Source organism: Corynebacterium sp. ES2775-CONJ (genome assembly GCF_024814515.1).
Classification (GTDB): domain Bacteria; phylum Actinomycetota; class Actinomycetes; order Mycobacteriales; family Mycobacteriaceae; genus Corynebacterium.
Genome location: NZ_JANUXT010000005.1, coordinates 62,262 through 77,280, shown reverse-complemented (window position 1 = coordinate 77,280; position 15,019 = coordinate 62,262). Strand labels below are relative to the sequence as shown.

Genomic DNA, 15,019 nt, shown 5'->3' with positions numbered 1-15,019 from the left:
AGAAAAGATGTATGATCTGGGAAGCGAAAAATCGCACTGGAGATGTGGCAGAGCGGCCGAATGCACTGGTCTTGAAAACCAGCGTTGGGAAACCAACCGGGGGTTCAAATCCCTCCATCTCCGCAAGGAAAAAGCCCAGCTACCTCGTGTAGCTGGGCTTTTAGCTGTCTAGCAGGGGTTATTGTCTCCTGTGAGGTATCTGCTGTTGTTCTCGTTTGTCTCCTGTGAGGTATCTGCTGTTGTTCTCGTTTGTCTCGAGAATGGCCCTAAGGTGGCCCCAAAATGACCCTAGTGGCCCCAAAATGGCCCCAAAATGGCCCCAAAATTAAACTGTCAAGAATCCAGCAGGAGCCCACACTCCGATGGCGAAAATCGACGCCACCCCTATACAAAAAACTCATAGCCCGAAAACAGTGGGGTTGGTGGGAGTCTCCCTGCTACAGATTGTCTACTGCTTTCTGTTTTTCTTCTGATGTAGACCCCTCACCCAATCCACCCTCGCCTGCTGTGTCCTGAGAGTTTATGTGCCCGCAAAGATATGCTGTTTTTTTCGATGGAACCTGCCGTCTACGAATAATCACGGTCGAAAAGATTAACTAGCTAGTGGGAGACGTACGAGCGAGGCGACGAGTGATTGCTATGTCCTCCGTGGTGGAAGTGGTATCCCCTTGAGGTGACCAATAACTCCTCTCCCTTTTAATATCTGGCAGTATTTCTCATAAAATCAGGCCAACTCTTAAAAGGCGGCGAGCAATTACGAGTGGGCTAACGCATAAGATCCCGAACCTAGATGTGGATTATAAATGCCTGGAAATCATCGCTCTGAAAGCCGCGAAATCAACGTAGTCATTTAGAATCTGAAGAAGCAGCCGCTGTCTGGTGTTTTTCCGTGGCAGGGTTACAATAGTCGCCAGTAGTTTACTTCGCGAAAGGGGTGTAACCCCGGCGGGGTGAAGAACTTCTGTGCCGCTGGAAAGGACAGTGTGTGAGTCTGAAAAATGCAGACCTAAGTACGCAAGATAAAGTCTTGATTCGCACATTCAAAGCGACGCTGTGGTTCAAGCTAATCTTGGGATTCTTCGAGCTTATCCTTGCCGCCCTGATCAAGGTCATTCCTGTGGAACGCTGGCGCGATATGGCTGAATGGCTCACCCGCGATCAGCTCCTCGCCGACCCCTCCGCTCCATTCGCGCGCGCGGTTATCAATAGCGTCGACAGTATTGACATCAGCACTCAGAACTATATCGTCTTCTATCTAGTAGTTCATGCGGTGGTGAAAACCATCCTGATTGTGGCAGTTTTGCGCGGCAAATTATGGGCCTATCCTCTGATGATCGCCGTTTTAGTGGGCTTTGTAGTCTATCAAAGCTATGAGATGTATTTTGAGGTCACTATTGGGCTGCTCACCCTGACTATTATCGATATCATCCTCATTTGGTTGACTATCCATGAATGGCGAATTAAGAAGCGTTTGAAGTTCTAGGCCAGTCCACAAGCCTCCCACGCTCCCATCAGCGCATCGCACTCTGTAGATGTGGTCACGGTTATGCGCAGGCCTTCTGGGAAAGCGCGTGTGATCACCCCTTGTTCGCGTAAGTTCGCAGCTATTATCGACGCCTGATCAGTGGGGTACCAGAGGAAATTTGCTTCAGAATTGCCGCACTCTAGAAAATCGGCGAGCCGTGCGCGTTGTGCCACGACTTCTTCGGTGCGTTCTAAAATTTCGTCATGAGCGTGCAGGCTGGCTATAGCTGCTGCTTGAGCGAGCGAATTTACCCCGAACGGGATCGCGACCTTATCCAGGGCCGTCATAATCGCGGGATTGCCGAAAGCGTAGCCGATACGCAAACCTGCAAGGCCATACGCTTTCGAGAAGGTTCTTAAGCCCACCAGATTGGGATAGCGCTGAAGGTAGCGGAGGGCAATGGGTGCACGCGGATCGCGGAGGTATTCAATATAGGCTTCGTCGAGCGCAACAATAACAGTAGACGGCACTTGATCCATAAATTCTTCAAATTCTGGTGCGCGCAGGGCTGTGCCAGTGGGGTTATTGGGATTGCATAAGAAAATCAAACGCGTCTGCTCTGTAATGGCAGCCAGCATCGCTTCTAAATCGTGCTCAAAGTTTGAGGTGAGAGCCACGGGAACGGGACGGGCGCCGGCGACGCGCGCAAAAATGGGGTAGCCCTCAAAACTGCGCCACGGAAAGATGACCTCCTCGCCCGCCAGGCAGCTAATCTGCACAAGTTGTTGGCACAGCGCAGAGGATCCGCAACCTACAGTGACGCAGGCTTCATCTAATTCCAAGTGGTCAGCGAGCTCAGCTTTCAAGGCGCGGGCGGACATATCCGGATACCTATTCACCCCAGCTACCGCAGAATGCATGGCTTCCTGAACGCTTGGAAGTGGCGGGTGGCTGAGTTCGTTGCTGGAGAGCTTAAGGGCGTGAGGCAGGTTTTCACCTGGAATATAGGGAGGAATGTCGTTTAAGTCGCCGCGTATGTGCATGGGTTTATTCTAGACTGCAGGGTGCTGAATCATCGCGTTGAGCGTCGAGAATACAAGGTTTTACTTGGCAGTTTTGCGCCGCGGCTGGGGTTGTGCGTATTATTTAGCGAGATTCAATTATTTGGATCGCCTTGTGGTTTGGAGACGTGCCAGAGCGGCCGAATGGGGCTCACTGCTAATGAGTTGTCCTTTTAACGAAGGACCGGAGGTTCAAATCCTCTCGTCTCCGCCAGGCGCCCGTAGCTCAACGGATAGAGCATCTGACTACGGATCAGAAGGTTGGGGGTTCGAATCCCTCCGGGCGCACCAAATAAATCCCAGCCAGATTACCAACTGGCTGGGATTTCTCATGTGACACTAGAGTTCTTTAGACGTGGTAATCGCGGTGCCCGCGTGAATCTTCGCGATTTCAGGTGATAATGCATGTGCACATCGTAAAGCTAACGATACCGCCTGAAGAGGAACTTAAGAACACATTTCCACCCCTATCTAGGGGCTTATGCATCAGTTTTTGCGGAGAAATATACGGATTTGGAAAATGGTATATCCTGCAAGTTTGACCCTTTTAGGGTGTCTGTGGCCGGAAAAATAACGTTTTTCTTAGGTGCAACCAAAGTCATTAAGGGTAATCTAATGAGCTACTACTGGTTTCGTAACCGCTGACTGATATCATGCGACGTTCGGCCGAGGATTGGAGGCTGCGAGACTCACTTAGTCGGTCTTGGCAATCCAAAGACCGCTGACGAAGGAGGTTGATATTCCATGAGTATTCCTATTATTCACGAGTCATCAGCGCACGCCCTCGCTGAAGATTCACAAGCTCTTGACCCCAAAGAGTGGCGCCGCGAAGCGATCGGCCTCATTGGTGGTCTCGTCGCCGCGATCATTATTTATCTAATCTTCCCGCAATCCTCAGTGCAGCTAGTGCGCGAGCTCAAACCCGATCAGGAATTTGATTATAATACGCTCCGTATCACCGCCGCGGTGGCGGTACTCATGGGAGCGTGGTGGATGACAGAGGCGATCCCCTTGGCCGCTACAGCGCTCGTTCCACTTGTCGCTTTCCCGATGGCTCAGGTTATCGGGTTTGGAGATATTTCCGCCCCCTATGCCTCTCCCACAATCTTCCTCTTTATGGGTGGCTTCATCCTTGCTCTCGGGATGCAGCGGTGGAATTTACACCGTCGACTTGCCTTAAATGTTGTGCTCCTAGTGGGTACCAAACCCAAGCAGCTCATCGCTGGCTTTATGTTAGCCACCGGATTCTTGTCTATGTGGGTTTCTAATACCGCTACTGCTGTGGTCATGCTACCCATTGGCATATCGGTATTACAGCTCACTGCAGATACCGTCGGGGGAATGGCTCATCAAAAGAAATTTGCCACCGGTTTAATGCTCGCCATTGCTTATGCTGCTTCCATCGGTTCCTTGGGCACCATCATTGGTACCCCACCAAACGCGCTGCTCGTGGCCTACATGGCGGATAACCACAACGTTAAAATCGGATTCGGGCAGTGGATGCTGGTTGGCATTCCATTAGCGTTGGTATTTATGGTGATCGCCTGGGCGGTTTTAATCACGGTATTTAAACCTGAAGTCGATCATATTCCGGGGGGACGGGAGATGATCCGCCGGGAACTTGCTCTCATGGGACCCATCCGCTTCGGTGAAGGTGCCACCGCAGTGATCTTTATTGGAGCGGCCCTCGCGTGGGTTTTTCTCCCCTTGGCAATTTCTTGGACCGGATCCGATATTAAGGTAGCCGATGCTGCTATCGGGCTCAGTGCCGCGATGCTGATGTTTATTATCCCTGCTAATCCCAAGACCGGCGTTCGTTTGATGGATTGGAAAACAGCTAATGAGCTCCCCTGGGATGTGCTTCTTCTTTTCGGTGGTGGCCTAGCGTTGTCGAAAATGTTCGCCACGTCGGGGCTTTCTTTGTGGATTGGTGAATTAGCTAAAGGCTTCGGAGTGCTTCCCGTTATTCTGCTGATCTTCGCCATTGCTGCAGTGGTCTTATTGCTCACAGAATTCACGTCAAATACTGCCACCGCGGCTACCTTCCTGCCAATCATGGCCGGGGTAGCCATAGGTATTGGGCTTACGGCTTCGGGAGATCAGAATATTCTGCTGCTCACGATTCCAGTTGCGCTCTCCGCAACCTGCGCATTCATGCTGCCAGTGGCTACCCCACCTAATGCTATCGCCTATGGTTCTGGATACGTCAAAATTGGCGATATGATCAAGGGTGGTATCTGGTTGAATGTAATCGGAGTTGTACTCGTTACCCTTGTAACTTATTTCCTTGCAGTTCCTGCCTTTGGCCTCATTGTGCTGTAGGGATCTCATGAAATGGCCGTCTATAAGGCCATTTGCGAAAGTCTTTAGCTGCGGTGTAGTGTTTTACTTCGTTGCACCGCAGCGCAATTTTGCGCCCGTAGCTCAACGGATAGAGCATCTGACTACGGATCAGAAGGTTGGGGGTTCGAATCCCTCCGGGCGCACCATAAAAAGAAAACCCACTTCACACCAAGTCTGAAGTGGGTTTTCTTTTTGTTCTCGGGCCTCGCGGTAGAAGCTAGCTGGAGATGCCTTTATATGCTCCTGTCTGCCTGTTATTAGAGCACTTCGATGCGGGCACCAAGATTTTCGGCCTGAATAAGCTGATTGGCCCAATCGGTGCCGTCGTGGTGCAACCGGAAAACGGGGCGATTGGAGATCTTGGCGGGGCTGACAGACTGAGAGGCATTAAGACCTGAGCGCGCTTCAAAGCGCACGCGAGAGCGGTAACCACTATCGACTAAATCTTGAATTTCAGCCTGTGGTGGGCTCAGATGGGCACGAGCATCACGGAGAATGCTTAAACATTCATCGAGTGCCTCACCGAGGGCAAGATGGTTGGTCTCGCACATCGAACGAACCAAGGATGGTGATGTGCCGGCAACACGGGTGGCATCGCGAAAGGAACCAGCCGCAAGAGAGAGGGCGAGTGCCCCACCATTATCTCCCACGATCGCGAGGGCCTCAGCGAGAATATGAGGTAGATGGCTCACCCGTGCAACGGCCAGGTCATGGGCATGGACCCGAGCGGGTACCACCTCCGCCCCCACGAGAGTGGCCATATGCACCACATCAATCCAGAGACGTTTCCAGGTACGGCTAACCTCTGTTGAATCGACGAGGTGATCAAAGGTAACTACCCACACGGCGCGGCGAAAGAGCTCTGGGAAGGAAGCGTCCCACCCTGATTCGGCCGTGCCTGCCATGGGGTGCCCTCCCACGTAGCGGTCTTGCATATTCCGGCTTTTCACGAGGGCATATACTTCGCCTTTGACGCTGACGACATCGGTGAATCCGCAGTGCGGAGCATATTCATTCAAAGCGTCGAGTAGCGAGGCGACAGCGGGCATCGGAGTAGCGAGGACGATAAGAGCATTACTCTCCGCCGCGCGACTTAGAGCCTCGGTGAGATCCGTGGTCACATCAAAGCCTTCCGCGCGGGCCTTGCGGGTTGCAGACGGTGAACGGTTGTGGCCGAAGACGTCGACCCCGTGCTCGTGGAGGGCGCGCATGAGTGAGCCTCCGATCAGACCGAGGCCAAGAATGCAGACGGGACGGGAAATTTGGTTAATACTCACATGCTAAGTGTGGCACACAAGGACTAAGGTTGTTCGGTATGGAGCGTAATTTTGCCGTAACTGTCACCCGATCCGAATCGAACTGGCAGGTTCGACGGTTTTCTGAGGACTCTACCAATATCGAAACCGCCATTAAGGCTGTGCGCGGCTTGCGCGCGGAGTCTGCGGCCTTTGCCCTCTTATGTGTCGATGATGAGTACTTTGTCATCGTCCGTCCAACGCCGAGCCGCGTCCGACTCTTTCTTTCCGACGCCTCCATGGCAGCTGTCGATGACTTCGCCGCTTCGCTCCTCGAAGAGATGGATATTGATATACCCGATATTCCCGAGGAGGACTTTGCCGACACCGAAGGCTGGCCTGACGGCGATTTCGATATTCTAGCCGATCTTGGCATCAGCGAGCAGGTACTTTCTATCCTGTGCGATGAATCCGAGTGGTGGGCCTCTGAACAGCTGCAGAGCTTGTGTGAAGAATTAGGCTGCGAGGAGGAATTCAGTCGCGCCGTCGGTATGGATATCAGCGAATAGAGCGCCTGATGGATCCGCGCCCTCAGACCTCTCGCCCTGCAACGAGCAGTGTTGATCCACCAGTATTACCGCGCCCCGAGCACCAGCAGGGTGCAGAGACCTATATGCGCCGTGCTCTTGCTGAGGCCACGAGGTGCCCAGGTGTAGAGATCCCCGTGGGGGCGGTGGTGATCAATGCGGCCGGGGATGTTATTGGTATGGGGCATAATCGTCGGGAAACTGATCAGGACCCCTTCGGTCATGCCGAAATGATGGCATTAGCTCAAGCAGCGCAGCACCACGATGACGGGTGGCGCTTAACGGGATGTACCCTAGTAGTCACGCTTGAGCCTTGTGCCATGTGCGCGGGCGCGGCGGTTTCTGCTCGGATCGATCATATAATTTTTGGGGCCTTTGAGCCCAAGACCGGAGCGTGTGGCTCGTGGATTGATATCCCTCGGGCACCGCTAGCTGTCCACAGCCCGCAGGTTTCGGGTGGGGTGCTTGGCGATGAGTGCGCATCTCTCCTGCGCCAGTTTTTTCGTTCATTACGTTGATTCTGCAGGCTAGCGGTAGCTCATCCTGTGGATCTTCTTATAAAAGACGTAGCTCTTTTAGGAATTTAGGATTATAATGGGGCGTGCAGCTGTACCCAGCTGCTCTAGGATAAAAATCAGTATCGGCTCCCCTCGGCAATGACCGGTGTGGTAGCGGTACTGGAACTAAAGGAGCAATAATGTCTGATTTCGACAATACCGTTGACGACCTTAAAGGCAAGGCTAAGGAAGCCGCTGGTGACCTTACTGATAACGAGAGCCTCAAGGATGAGGGCAAGGCCGACCAGGTCGTTGCTGATGTTAAGGATGCCGTGCACAATGCCGGCGACAAGGTTAAAGAAGTAGCCGATAAGGTAATTGGTTCCTTCAAGAAGGACGACGAGAAGTAAATTCTCGCAAAGCTTATTTTGCCCTCCCACAGATTATGTGGGAGGGCGTTTTTATATAATTTGCCCCCGCGTTCCCCATCCCCTAAACTTTGCAAACGGTGGCGTGTCCGAGTGGCCGAAGGTGCTCGCCTCGAAAGCGAGTGTTGGGTAACCCCCAACCGCGGGTTCAAATCCCGCCGCCACCGCCAATAATGAGAGGGTCAGCTGTTTAATCGACAGCTGATCCTTTTCGTTTTAGAACCCCTAACCCGCAGGTCTGGTACCCATACTTACTCTAAACGCAGACCAGAAGCAGAAGAGAAGCAAAAGAGAAGCTCTGCCATCCAGGGTGAAGTAGTAGCATATGGGAGAAGGAATATACGCAGGGGAGAAAGGGAGCATTCGTGGCACGATTGCTGTACAGAATAGGCGTCTGGTCGTTTCGAGCGCGCTGGTTCGTTATTGTTGCGTGGTTGCTGATCCTAGGAGCACTCGGTGGATCAGCCTTTGCCTTCGAGAAGGGTTATAATGACGTCTTCGCCATCGAAGGAACCCAGGCTGAAAAAGCAACCGACCTGCTCGCGCGCAATTTCCCAGATCAAAAATCTCCCCTCGATTCCACCGGCGTCACCATTGCGTTCAAGGCTCCACCGGGGGAAAAGTTAACTGATCCTCAAAATTCCGCTGCCGTTGATGAGGTCGTGGAATATATCGAGAAGAACCTTGAAGGCCTCACGGATACGCAGCGCTTTGGTAATCCCGTCACCTTAAGCTCTCAACTGCAGAAATACGTGATCGAGGCGGCCACGGAACAGGGCTTTCCCGAGGAGAATGCGCGCCTAGACGCCCAGAATCTTGCACTGCTCAGTGCCGATGACACCATTGGTTATACGACATTTTCCTTTGATGTTCCCCTGCCCGCCGATGTCAGCGACGATCAGCGGGAAACGGTGGCGGTGGCTATGGATTTGGGTCGCGCCGCGGGCCTAGAAGTCGAGGCGGGTGGCCCGGGCTACGGCGACCCGATCGTGATCGAGGAAACCTCGGAGATCATCGGACTAGCCGTAGCGGCCATCATTCTCATCTTCACCTTCGGTTCCCTTGTCGCAGCCGGTATGCCCCTGTTGATCGCGGTGATGTCGGTCGCGTTGGGCTCACTCGCGGTCACCCTCGCAACGGCGTGGGTGCCCCTGAATAACATCACTCCCGTTCTTGCCGTCATGTTAGGTCTCGCTGTGGGTGTCGACTACGCCCTGTTTATCCTCTTTCGCTATCGAGAGGAACTCAAGCGCTATCCTCCCGAAGAAGCAGTCGGGATGGCGGTGGGCACCGCTGGGTCCGCGGTAGTCTTTGCAGGCCTGACTGTGATTGTTGCCCTTGTTGCACTGGCAGTGGCGAATATTCTCTTCCTCACCTATATGGGTCTAGCCGCAGCTTTAACTGTTCTTATTGCAGTGACGGTATCACTAACCATACTGCCTGCAGTGCTCGGTGTGCTTGGCGATCGAGCCTTTAAGGGCCGGATTCCGTGGATTGAGAACCGCCGCAAACCAGCGGTCACCATGGGGCAACGCTGGGTTACTCTCGTGCATCGCTTCCCCGGAGTGGTCATCGCCGTGGTGATCTTCTTACTCGGCGCGCTCACTGCTCCAGGGCTCAATTTGCACCTCTCCCTGCCCTCTGATGGCCAATCGCCGTATGAGACGACGCAACGCAAACAAGCCGAATTACTCTACGAAGGTTTTGGTCCGGGTGCTGATGCTCAATTCCTCGTGGTCGCTGATGCCCATCAGGTCGATCCCGAAGCCGCTGTTCTCGCGCCCGTGGTGGCAGCCCAAGAAGCTGACCACAATCCCAGCACGGGTCCTTTTGACCGCAGCGCTGCGGCAGCCTTTGCCTCCTACCTCCATGTCATCCAAAAATTCTCGGTTAATCAAGATGTCAAGCATATCCAGATCGTCGAAGTATCCGATGATGGTAAAGCGGCTCAGATGCTACTCACCTCAGCGCGATCGAATATTGACCCCGCAACTAACGAGCTCATCAATGCGCTACGTGACCAAGAATCTGAGATAACAAAGAGCACAGGTATCACTACAGGAATCACCGGACTTGTGCCCGTGCAGCAGGATGTGGTTAACCGCCTAGCTGATGCGATGCCGTTATATCTCTTGATCGTAGTGGGTCTTGCCATCGTACTTTTACTCATAATCTTCCGCTCGGTGGTGGTGCCACTGATCGCTGGTCTTGGATTCTTGCTATCAGTAGGTGCCGCCTTCGGTGTCACTGTTCTCTTCTGGCAAGAGGGCCTATGGGGTCTGGTTGGGACGCCTGCACCCATTATCGCTTTTATGCCCATCTTCCTCATTGGCGTCTGTTTTGGGCTGGCGATGGATTATCAAGTATTCATTGTCTCGGCGATGCGGGAACATTATTCCCACAGTGCAGAGGGCGAAGATTCGCCCTATAACCGCAATGATGCCTCGGTCATTTTTGGCTTCACCCACAGTGCACGCGTGGTCACGGCCGCAGCGCTGATTATGATCGCCGTCTTTGCCGCGTTTATCGGACAACCGCTGCCCTTTATCAAGATCTTCGGTTTCGGACTCGGTGCCGGCGTACTTTTCGACGCTTTCTTAATTCGCATGGCATTTGTTCCCGCCGCTATGTTCATCTGCGGACGTGCAACCTGGTGGATGCCGGCATGGTTGGATAAGATCCTTCCGCATCTTGATGTTGAAGGCACGTCTCTAGAATCAGGACAGGACACCAAGAAGGCGGCGCGCGTCGATCTTTAAGGGTGCCATGCAGTAAACTGTCGACCATGGATTTGAGCTTTACTGTTGGCACTGAACTAGAACCTGCCCCGGGACGTCATGGTCGTACCGGGGTCATTCATACCCCGCATGGCGATATTGCTACCCCTGCTTTTATCCCAGTGGGAACAAAGGCCACGGTGAAGACTCTCACCCCAGAACAAGTGCGCGAAACTGGTGCCCAAGCGGTTTTGTCGAATGCTTATCACCTTTACCTCCAACCAGGTCCTGATATTGTCGACGAGGCTGGGGGAGTAGCTGCCTTCGAGAATTGGAACGGGCCAACCTATACAGATTCTGGTGGATTCCAAGTGATGAGCTTGGGAGTTGGTTTCAAGAAGGTTCTCGCCATGGATACTGCCCAGCTCACTGAGGGAGATATCCGGGCCAAGAAGAAAGACCGCTATGCGAATGTGGACGAAGATGGGGTAGATTTCCGCAGTGTTATCGATGGGTCGAGGCACCGCTTCACCCCAGAGAAATCAATGCAGATCCAACACCAGCTCGGTGCCGATATTATGTTCGCTTTCGATGAGCTGACTACTCTTGTTGACACCCGTCTTTACCAGGAGCAATCTGTAGAGCGTACCCACCGCTGGGCGCAACGTTGCTTAAGTGAACATGACCGACTGACGCGCGAGCGGGCGCACAAACCGAAGCAGTCCCTTTGGGGTGTGGTGCAGGGTGCGCAGTACGAAGACCTGCGGCGCAAGGCAACACGAGGTCTCATTGAATTATCTGATGCGCACGAGGCGGAAGGAAAGCGCGGCTTTGGAGGGTTCGGTATTGGTGGCGCATTGGAAAAGGAGAATTTAGGGACCATTGTCGGCTGGGTCTGCGATGAATTACCGCGCGAAAAACCGCGCCATTTGCTGGGCATTTCCGAACCAGACGATCTTTTTACTGCCATCGAGGCCGGAGCCGATACCTTCGACTGTGTAGCCCCCACGAGGTTGGGGCGACGCGGAGGTGTGTACACCCTTGATGGGCGCGTTAATCTCACAGCCGCACCGTATAAACGCGATTTTAGGCCGGTCGATGAGGAATTCGGCGGATACCTTTCGGAAAATTATACGCGCGCCTATATCCATCACCTGTTCAAGGCCAAGGAATTCCTCGGAGGAACATTATGCACCATGCACAATGTGACTTTTATGGTGCGACTCGTTGACAATATTCGAGCCTCCATCGACGGTGGATATTACAACGAGTTCAAGGAAGAATTCCTCGGCCGCTATTATGCTAAGAAGTCCACGGCTTCAGGTTCTTAGGATACCGCGACGTATCAACTGTGCTGGATACCTCGGGGGTGAGGTCTGCGATGCCATCACCAAGGGTGACCAGATTATCGTGGGAGACAATACGTACCGTTTCGCCCCTGGTGTCAACGCTGATATCCCCGAGGGTGATCAGCGCATTATGGGGAAGATTCTCTTCGGCCTTGCCTAGGCGCGGGGCGAACCAGTCCACATCGAGTTCTGGCGGGAATTTTAGAGAGCCCTTAATATAATTCCCCCTCCCAGCTCCGGTGGTGGTTGGCCATGGGTCGAAGCCGCTATGATCCTCACAGATGAAGTTCTCCGCGTTCTCAAAATCACAGTAGATTTCGTGTTCGCCCATGGGTATGCCAAGGACCTTAGCCATATCCGCCTGGGCGCTGATCACTTTATGGTGTGCATTACCGCGCAAGGATGCAGGAGTGATATCTGCTGGTGGGGCCGTAGTGAAATCGAGGTGGAGGGGAGTGGATTGTAGGTCGCCTTCGAGATCAACGCCGTTGTTTAAAAGTCGGTACCTGATGGTGCTGCCGTCAACGGTTGCGCTGATGAGCCCAGTTTCGCTGTGAATATCGGAAAGGTTCTGCGCCAGGAAATAGGGTGCATCGGTAATAAGTTTATCGTGGCTAAAGAGCAGCATACTCTCGCGGCGTGACCCCGGTTGGCTCAGGTTCTCATTGTTGAGGTTGCCCTCGAGTACTACCCAACTGAGTGGTTGGCACGGGTCGAAGTGATTATCACGCACCCGAAATTCAAAAACCTGATTGTCTGTATCCGAGGTGCGGATGATCTTGTGGGGCAGCCAGACGCCGAGTGCGGTTTCGGCGAGATCGAGAGTGGAATAGGGGCAGCCTGGGGTGCTCTCGGCACTGTTCATTCCTTGATCGGGGGAGGAGCAAGCGGTGAGTATGAGGGCGAATCCGGTGATGACGAATGTCTTCGCGCGCATGAGGGTTCTTCTTTCTTTGTTTTCCTAAAAGCGTGCCAGAGATTATGCTAGCGCTAATGGAAATGCATATATTCGGATATATGGATATCACCTGCGCACATTCGCCCAATGGTGGCGAAGAGCATAGTGTGATAATGACAATAGAAAAAAGCGGTTGTGGCTTGTAGAATGCGTTAGTGAAAAACTCAGCCCTTCCCGCGCTATTTGATTATCGTTTACAATAAGCAACCGTGGATTATCTCAAGCGACAACTGGAAATGGGTGTCGAGGCGGATCAAATAATGCGCCTTGGCACCATGCTCCTCTGCTCTGGCACCGGCGGTTATCGCGTGGTGCGCGCCATGAAACGCGCCGCTCGCTCGATCGGCTTCGATGATCTCGCCGTCGTCGTCAATATTGACTCGCTTGTGTGCACCTTCTACAAAGGCAGCGAATTTCGCACCCTGGTATCCTCGAACGCCGTGCTCGCGATTAATTCCTCGCGCATCGAAGCGATTGAGGATTTTACCCATAACCGACTGCACCACCCAATTACGCTCGGGGAATTGCAGGCCACCCTCGATTGGATCGAACAGGTTACCGGGCCTCGGTGGAGCTGGTGGGAGAAAGCTCTCGCGGCAGGGCTAGCCTGTGCTGGCTTCGCTTTGCTGAACCACTTTCTCCTGCTTACCTCGGCGATCGTGGCGGTGGCCGCGGGCATTGGTCAGATAGTGCGTGGGCTGCTAGCGCACCGGCATTTTAATCACCTTGGAACCACAGCCATTGCGGGCGTGATATCGAGCTTGGTGTTCTTTGGCTTAGGGTTACTCGCTTTTCACCAGGGAATTATCGGCCGCGATCAGCTTTCAGCTGGATATGTAGCGAGTGTGCTCTACCTGATTCCCGGGTTCCCACTCTTCGCAGCCCTGCTTGACTTGGCGCGCTTTGATATCACTGCTGGCTTCTCCCGATTGATTTATGCCATCCAGATCAGCCTCGCTGCCACCTTCGCCGTGACCATGACGGGTCTCGCTATCAGCCTCAATCCCTCACACCCTATCTATTATGAGACGGGATTAAAGTGGTTCGGGATCGCTACCGTTGCTAGCTTCTTTGGTATCGCCGGTTTCGCGGTGCTCTTTAATTCATCACGGCGGATGATTGTGCTGGCAGCAAGCCTAGGTACGGTGGTGAACTTAGTGCGCTTGGCACTCGTAGAACTAGGGTATCCACTTTTCCTCTGTGCCTTTATTGGAGGGCTCCTTATTGGGTTGATGGGGCCGGCATTAGTGGGGCGCTTTGATATACCGCGTATTACTATGACGGTGCCTGCCTCTGTCATTATGATCCCAGGTCCTATGATGTACCGTGCGGTGTATGGATTAGTGAGTCACGATATCTCCAGCGCCATTGCAAATGCCGTGGATGCGGGATTGGTTATCTTCTTTATCGCGGGCGGCTTGTCGGTAGCTCGAATGGCCACCGATAAGGATTGGGCCTTTGGGCATCCGATCGATTTTCGCAAAAAATTGGTTTAGGGCTATGCCCTTGCTCACAAAAGATAGCATCTGTGCTTTGGGGCATTGACATATGTTCGATCCGTGGCTTAACTGGTTGCTAAAGGGTCAATCAACCCAGACAACCCTCATATAACCCCACACAGCCAAGGAGGAACCATGGCCGAGAAGAGCACCCCACATATCAACCCTAAAGGCGTCGATATCGCCGAGACCATTCTTTTGCCCGGCGACCCACTACGCGCCAAATTCATTGCCGATACCTACCTCGACGATGTCGTGCAATTCAATGAAGTCCGCAATATGCTCGGCTTCACTGGCACCTACCAAGGAACCCCAGTCTCGGTCATGGGATCCGGCATGGGAATGCCATCAATTGGCATCTATGCCTACGAACTCATCAATTTCTTTGGCACGAAAAAAGTCATCCGGGTAGGCTCCATCGGCGCGATGCAGGAAAATATCAATCTCTACGATGTCATCGTTGGCGCATCTGCGTCTACCGACTCCAATTTCATGTCGCAGTACAATATCCCAGGTACCTACGCCCCTACCGCGTCCTGGAAGCTCCTCAAGGCAGTGACCGATCAGGCAGCAGAGCAGAATGTACCTGTACATGTGGGCAATATTCTTTCTTCCGATATCTTCTATAACGACGACGAAACTGTCAACGCCCGCTGGGCTCGAATGGGCGTGCTGGGTGTCGAAATGGAATCTGCAGCCCTCTATGCCATCGCTGCGCGCGCCGGGGTCGATGCCCTTGGTATTTTCACCACCTCCGACAACCTCATTACCGGTGCCCGCGCCACTGCTGACGAGCGTCAAAATGCCTTCACTCAAATGATGGAATTAGCTTTGCCGTTGGCTAAGCTCTAAGCGTTCAACCCGTCCTATTGGCTCGTTA

Annotated in this window: 12 protein-coding genes and 5 tRNA genes; 14 read left to right on the top strand and 3 right to left on the bottom strand. The window is 53.3% G+C overall.

Features of this window, described 5'->3' with window-relative positions; genetic code table 11:
• Positions 1-38: 38 nt before the first annotated feature.
• Positions 39-123: transfer RNA gene (locus tag NXT01_RS07200), tRNA-Ser, on the top strand.
• A gap of 862 nt (positions 124-985) precedes the next feature.
• Complete coding sequence (locus tag NXT01_RS07195) at positions 986-1,483, top strand: DUF2127 domain-containing protein (RefSeq protein WP_259079172.1); 498 nt, start codon at positions 986-988, stop codon at positions 1,481-1,483.
• On the opposite strand, the gene hisC is transcribed toward NXT01_RS07195, so the two are convergent.
• Positions 1,480-2,508, bottom strand: coding sequence for a histidinol-phosphate transaminase (hisC, locus tag NXT01_RS07190; RefSeq protein WP_259079171.1), 1,029 nt, complete (start codon positions 2,506-2,508; stop codon positions 1,480-1,482). The genes NXT01_RS07195 and hisC overlap by 4 nt on opposite strands.
• A 140-nt stretch (positions 2,509-2,648) precedes the next feature.
• Here hisC and NXT01_RS07185 point away from each other — a divergent pair.
• From NXT01_RS07185 to NXT01_RS07170, 4 genes are all read left to right on the top strand, one after another.
• Positions 2,649-2,740 (top strand) — tRNA-Ser (locus NXT01_RS07185).
• A 1-nt stretch (position 2,741) separates the two neighbouring features.
• Positions 2,742-2,817: transfer RNA gene (locus NXT01_RS07180), tRNA-Arg, on the top strand.
• A 453-nt stretch (positions 2,818-3,270) separates the two neighbouring features.
• A complete protein-coding gene (locus tag NXT01_RS07175) occupies positions 3,271-4,848 on the top strand; it encodes a DASS family sodium-coupled anion symporter (protein WP_259079164.1) in 1,578 nt (525 codons plus the stop codon).
• Between the two features lie 91 nt (positions 4,849-4,939).
• A tRNA-Arg gene (locus NXT01_RS07170) sits at positions 4,940-5,015 on the top strand.
• Positions 5,016-5,126: 111 nt separating this feature from the next.
• Here NXT01_RS07170 and NXT01_RS07165 read toward each other — a convergent pair.
• On the bottom strand, positions 5,127-6,146 hold the full coding sequence (locus NXT01_RS07165; RefSeq protein WP_259079156.1) for a prephenate dehydrogenase: 1,020 nt from the start codon (positions 6,144-6,146) through the stop codon (positions 5,127-5,129).
• A 38-nt stretch (positions 6,147-6,184) separates the two neighbouring features.
• On the opposite strand from NXT01_RS07165, the gene NXT01_RS07160 reads away from it, so the two are divergent.
• From NXT01_RS07160 to tgt, 6 genes are all read left to right on the top strand, one after another.
• A complete protein-coding gene (locus NXT01_RS07160; RefSeq protein ID WP_259079147.1) occupies positions 6,185-6,673 on the top strand; it encodes a tRNA adenosine deaminase-associated protein in 489 nt (162 codons plus the stop codon).
• A 104-nt stretch (positions 6,674-6,777) separates the two neighbouring features.
• Positions 6,778-7,209 (top strand): nucleoside deaminase, encoded by a 432-nt coding sequence (locus tag NXT01_RS07155; protein WP_259079638.1) that lies wholly within the window; start codon positions 6,778-6,780, stop codon positions 7,207-7,209.
• Positions 7,210-7,388: 179 nt separating this feature from the next.
• The gene (locus NXT01_RS07150; protein ID WP_259079146.1) at positions 7,389-7,598 is read left to right on the top strand and encodes a CsbD family protein; all 210 of its coding nucleotides are present in this window, start codon (positions 7,389-7,391) and stop codon (positions 7,596-7,598) included.
• A gap of 97 nt (positions 7,599-7,695) precedes the next feature.
• Positions 7,696-7,786 (top strand) — tRNA-Ser (locus tag NXT01_RS07145).
• A gap of 195 nt (positions 7,787-7,981) precedes the next feature.
• On the top strand, positions 7,982-10,375 hold the full coding sequence (locus NXT01_RS07140) for an MMPL family transporter (protein ID WP_259079144.1): 2,394 nt from the start codon (positions 7,982-7,984) through the stop codon (positions 10,373-10,375).
• A 26-nt stretch (positions 10,376-10,401) separates the two neighbouring features.
• Positions 10,402-11,664 carry a tRNA guanosine(34) transglycosylase Tgt gene (gene tgt / locus NXT01_RS07135; RefSeq protein ID WP_259079142.1) on the top strand — a complete coding sequence of 421 codons (1,263 nt, stop codon included), beginning with the start codon at positions 10,402-10,404 and terminating at the stop codon, positions 11,662-11,664.
• On the opposite strand, the gene NXT01_RS07130 is transcribed toward tgt, so the two are convergent.
• Positions 11,636-12,619 (bottom strand): hypothetical protein, encoded by a 984-nt coding sequence (locus NXT01_RS07130; RefSeq protein ID WP_259079139.1) that lies wholly within the window; start codon positions 12,617-12,619, stop codon positions 11,636-11,638. The genes tgt and NXT01_RS07130 overlap by 29 nt on opposite strands.
• A 230-nt stretch (positions 12,620-12,849) precedes the next feature.
• Between NXT01_RS07130 and NXT01_RS07125 the strand changes: the two genes are divergently transcribed.
• Together NXT01_RS07125 and deoD are read left to right on the top strand one after the other, a co-directional pair.
• Complete coding sequence (locus tag NXT01_RS07125; RefSeq protein ID WP_259079138.1) at positions 12,850-14,136, top strand: threonine/serine exporter ThrE family protein; 1,287 nt, start codon at positions 12,850-12,852, stop codon at positions 14,134-14,136.
• Positions 14,137-14,274: 138 nt separating this feature from the next.
• The gene (gene deoD / locus NXT01_RS07120; RefSeq protein WP_259079136.1) at positions 14,275-14,991 is read left to right on the top strand and encodes a purine-nucleoside phosphorylase; all 717 of its coding nucleotides are present in this window, start codon (positions 14,275-14,277) and stop codon (positions 14,989-14,991) included.
• The last annotated feature ends 28 nt before the right edge of the window (positions 14,992-15,019 follow it).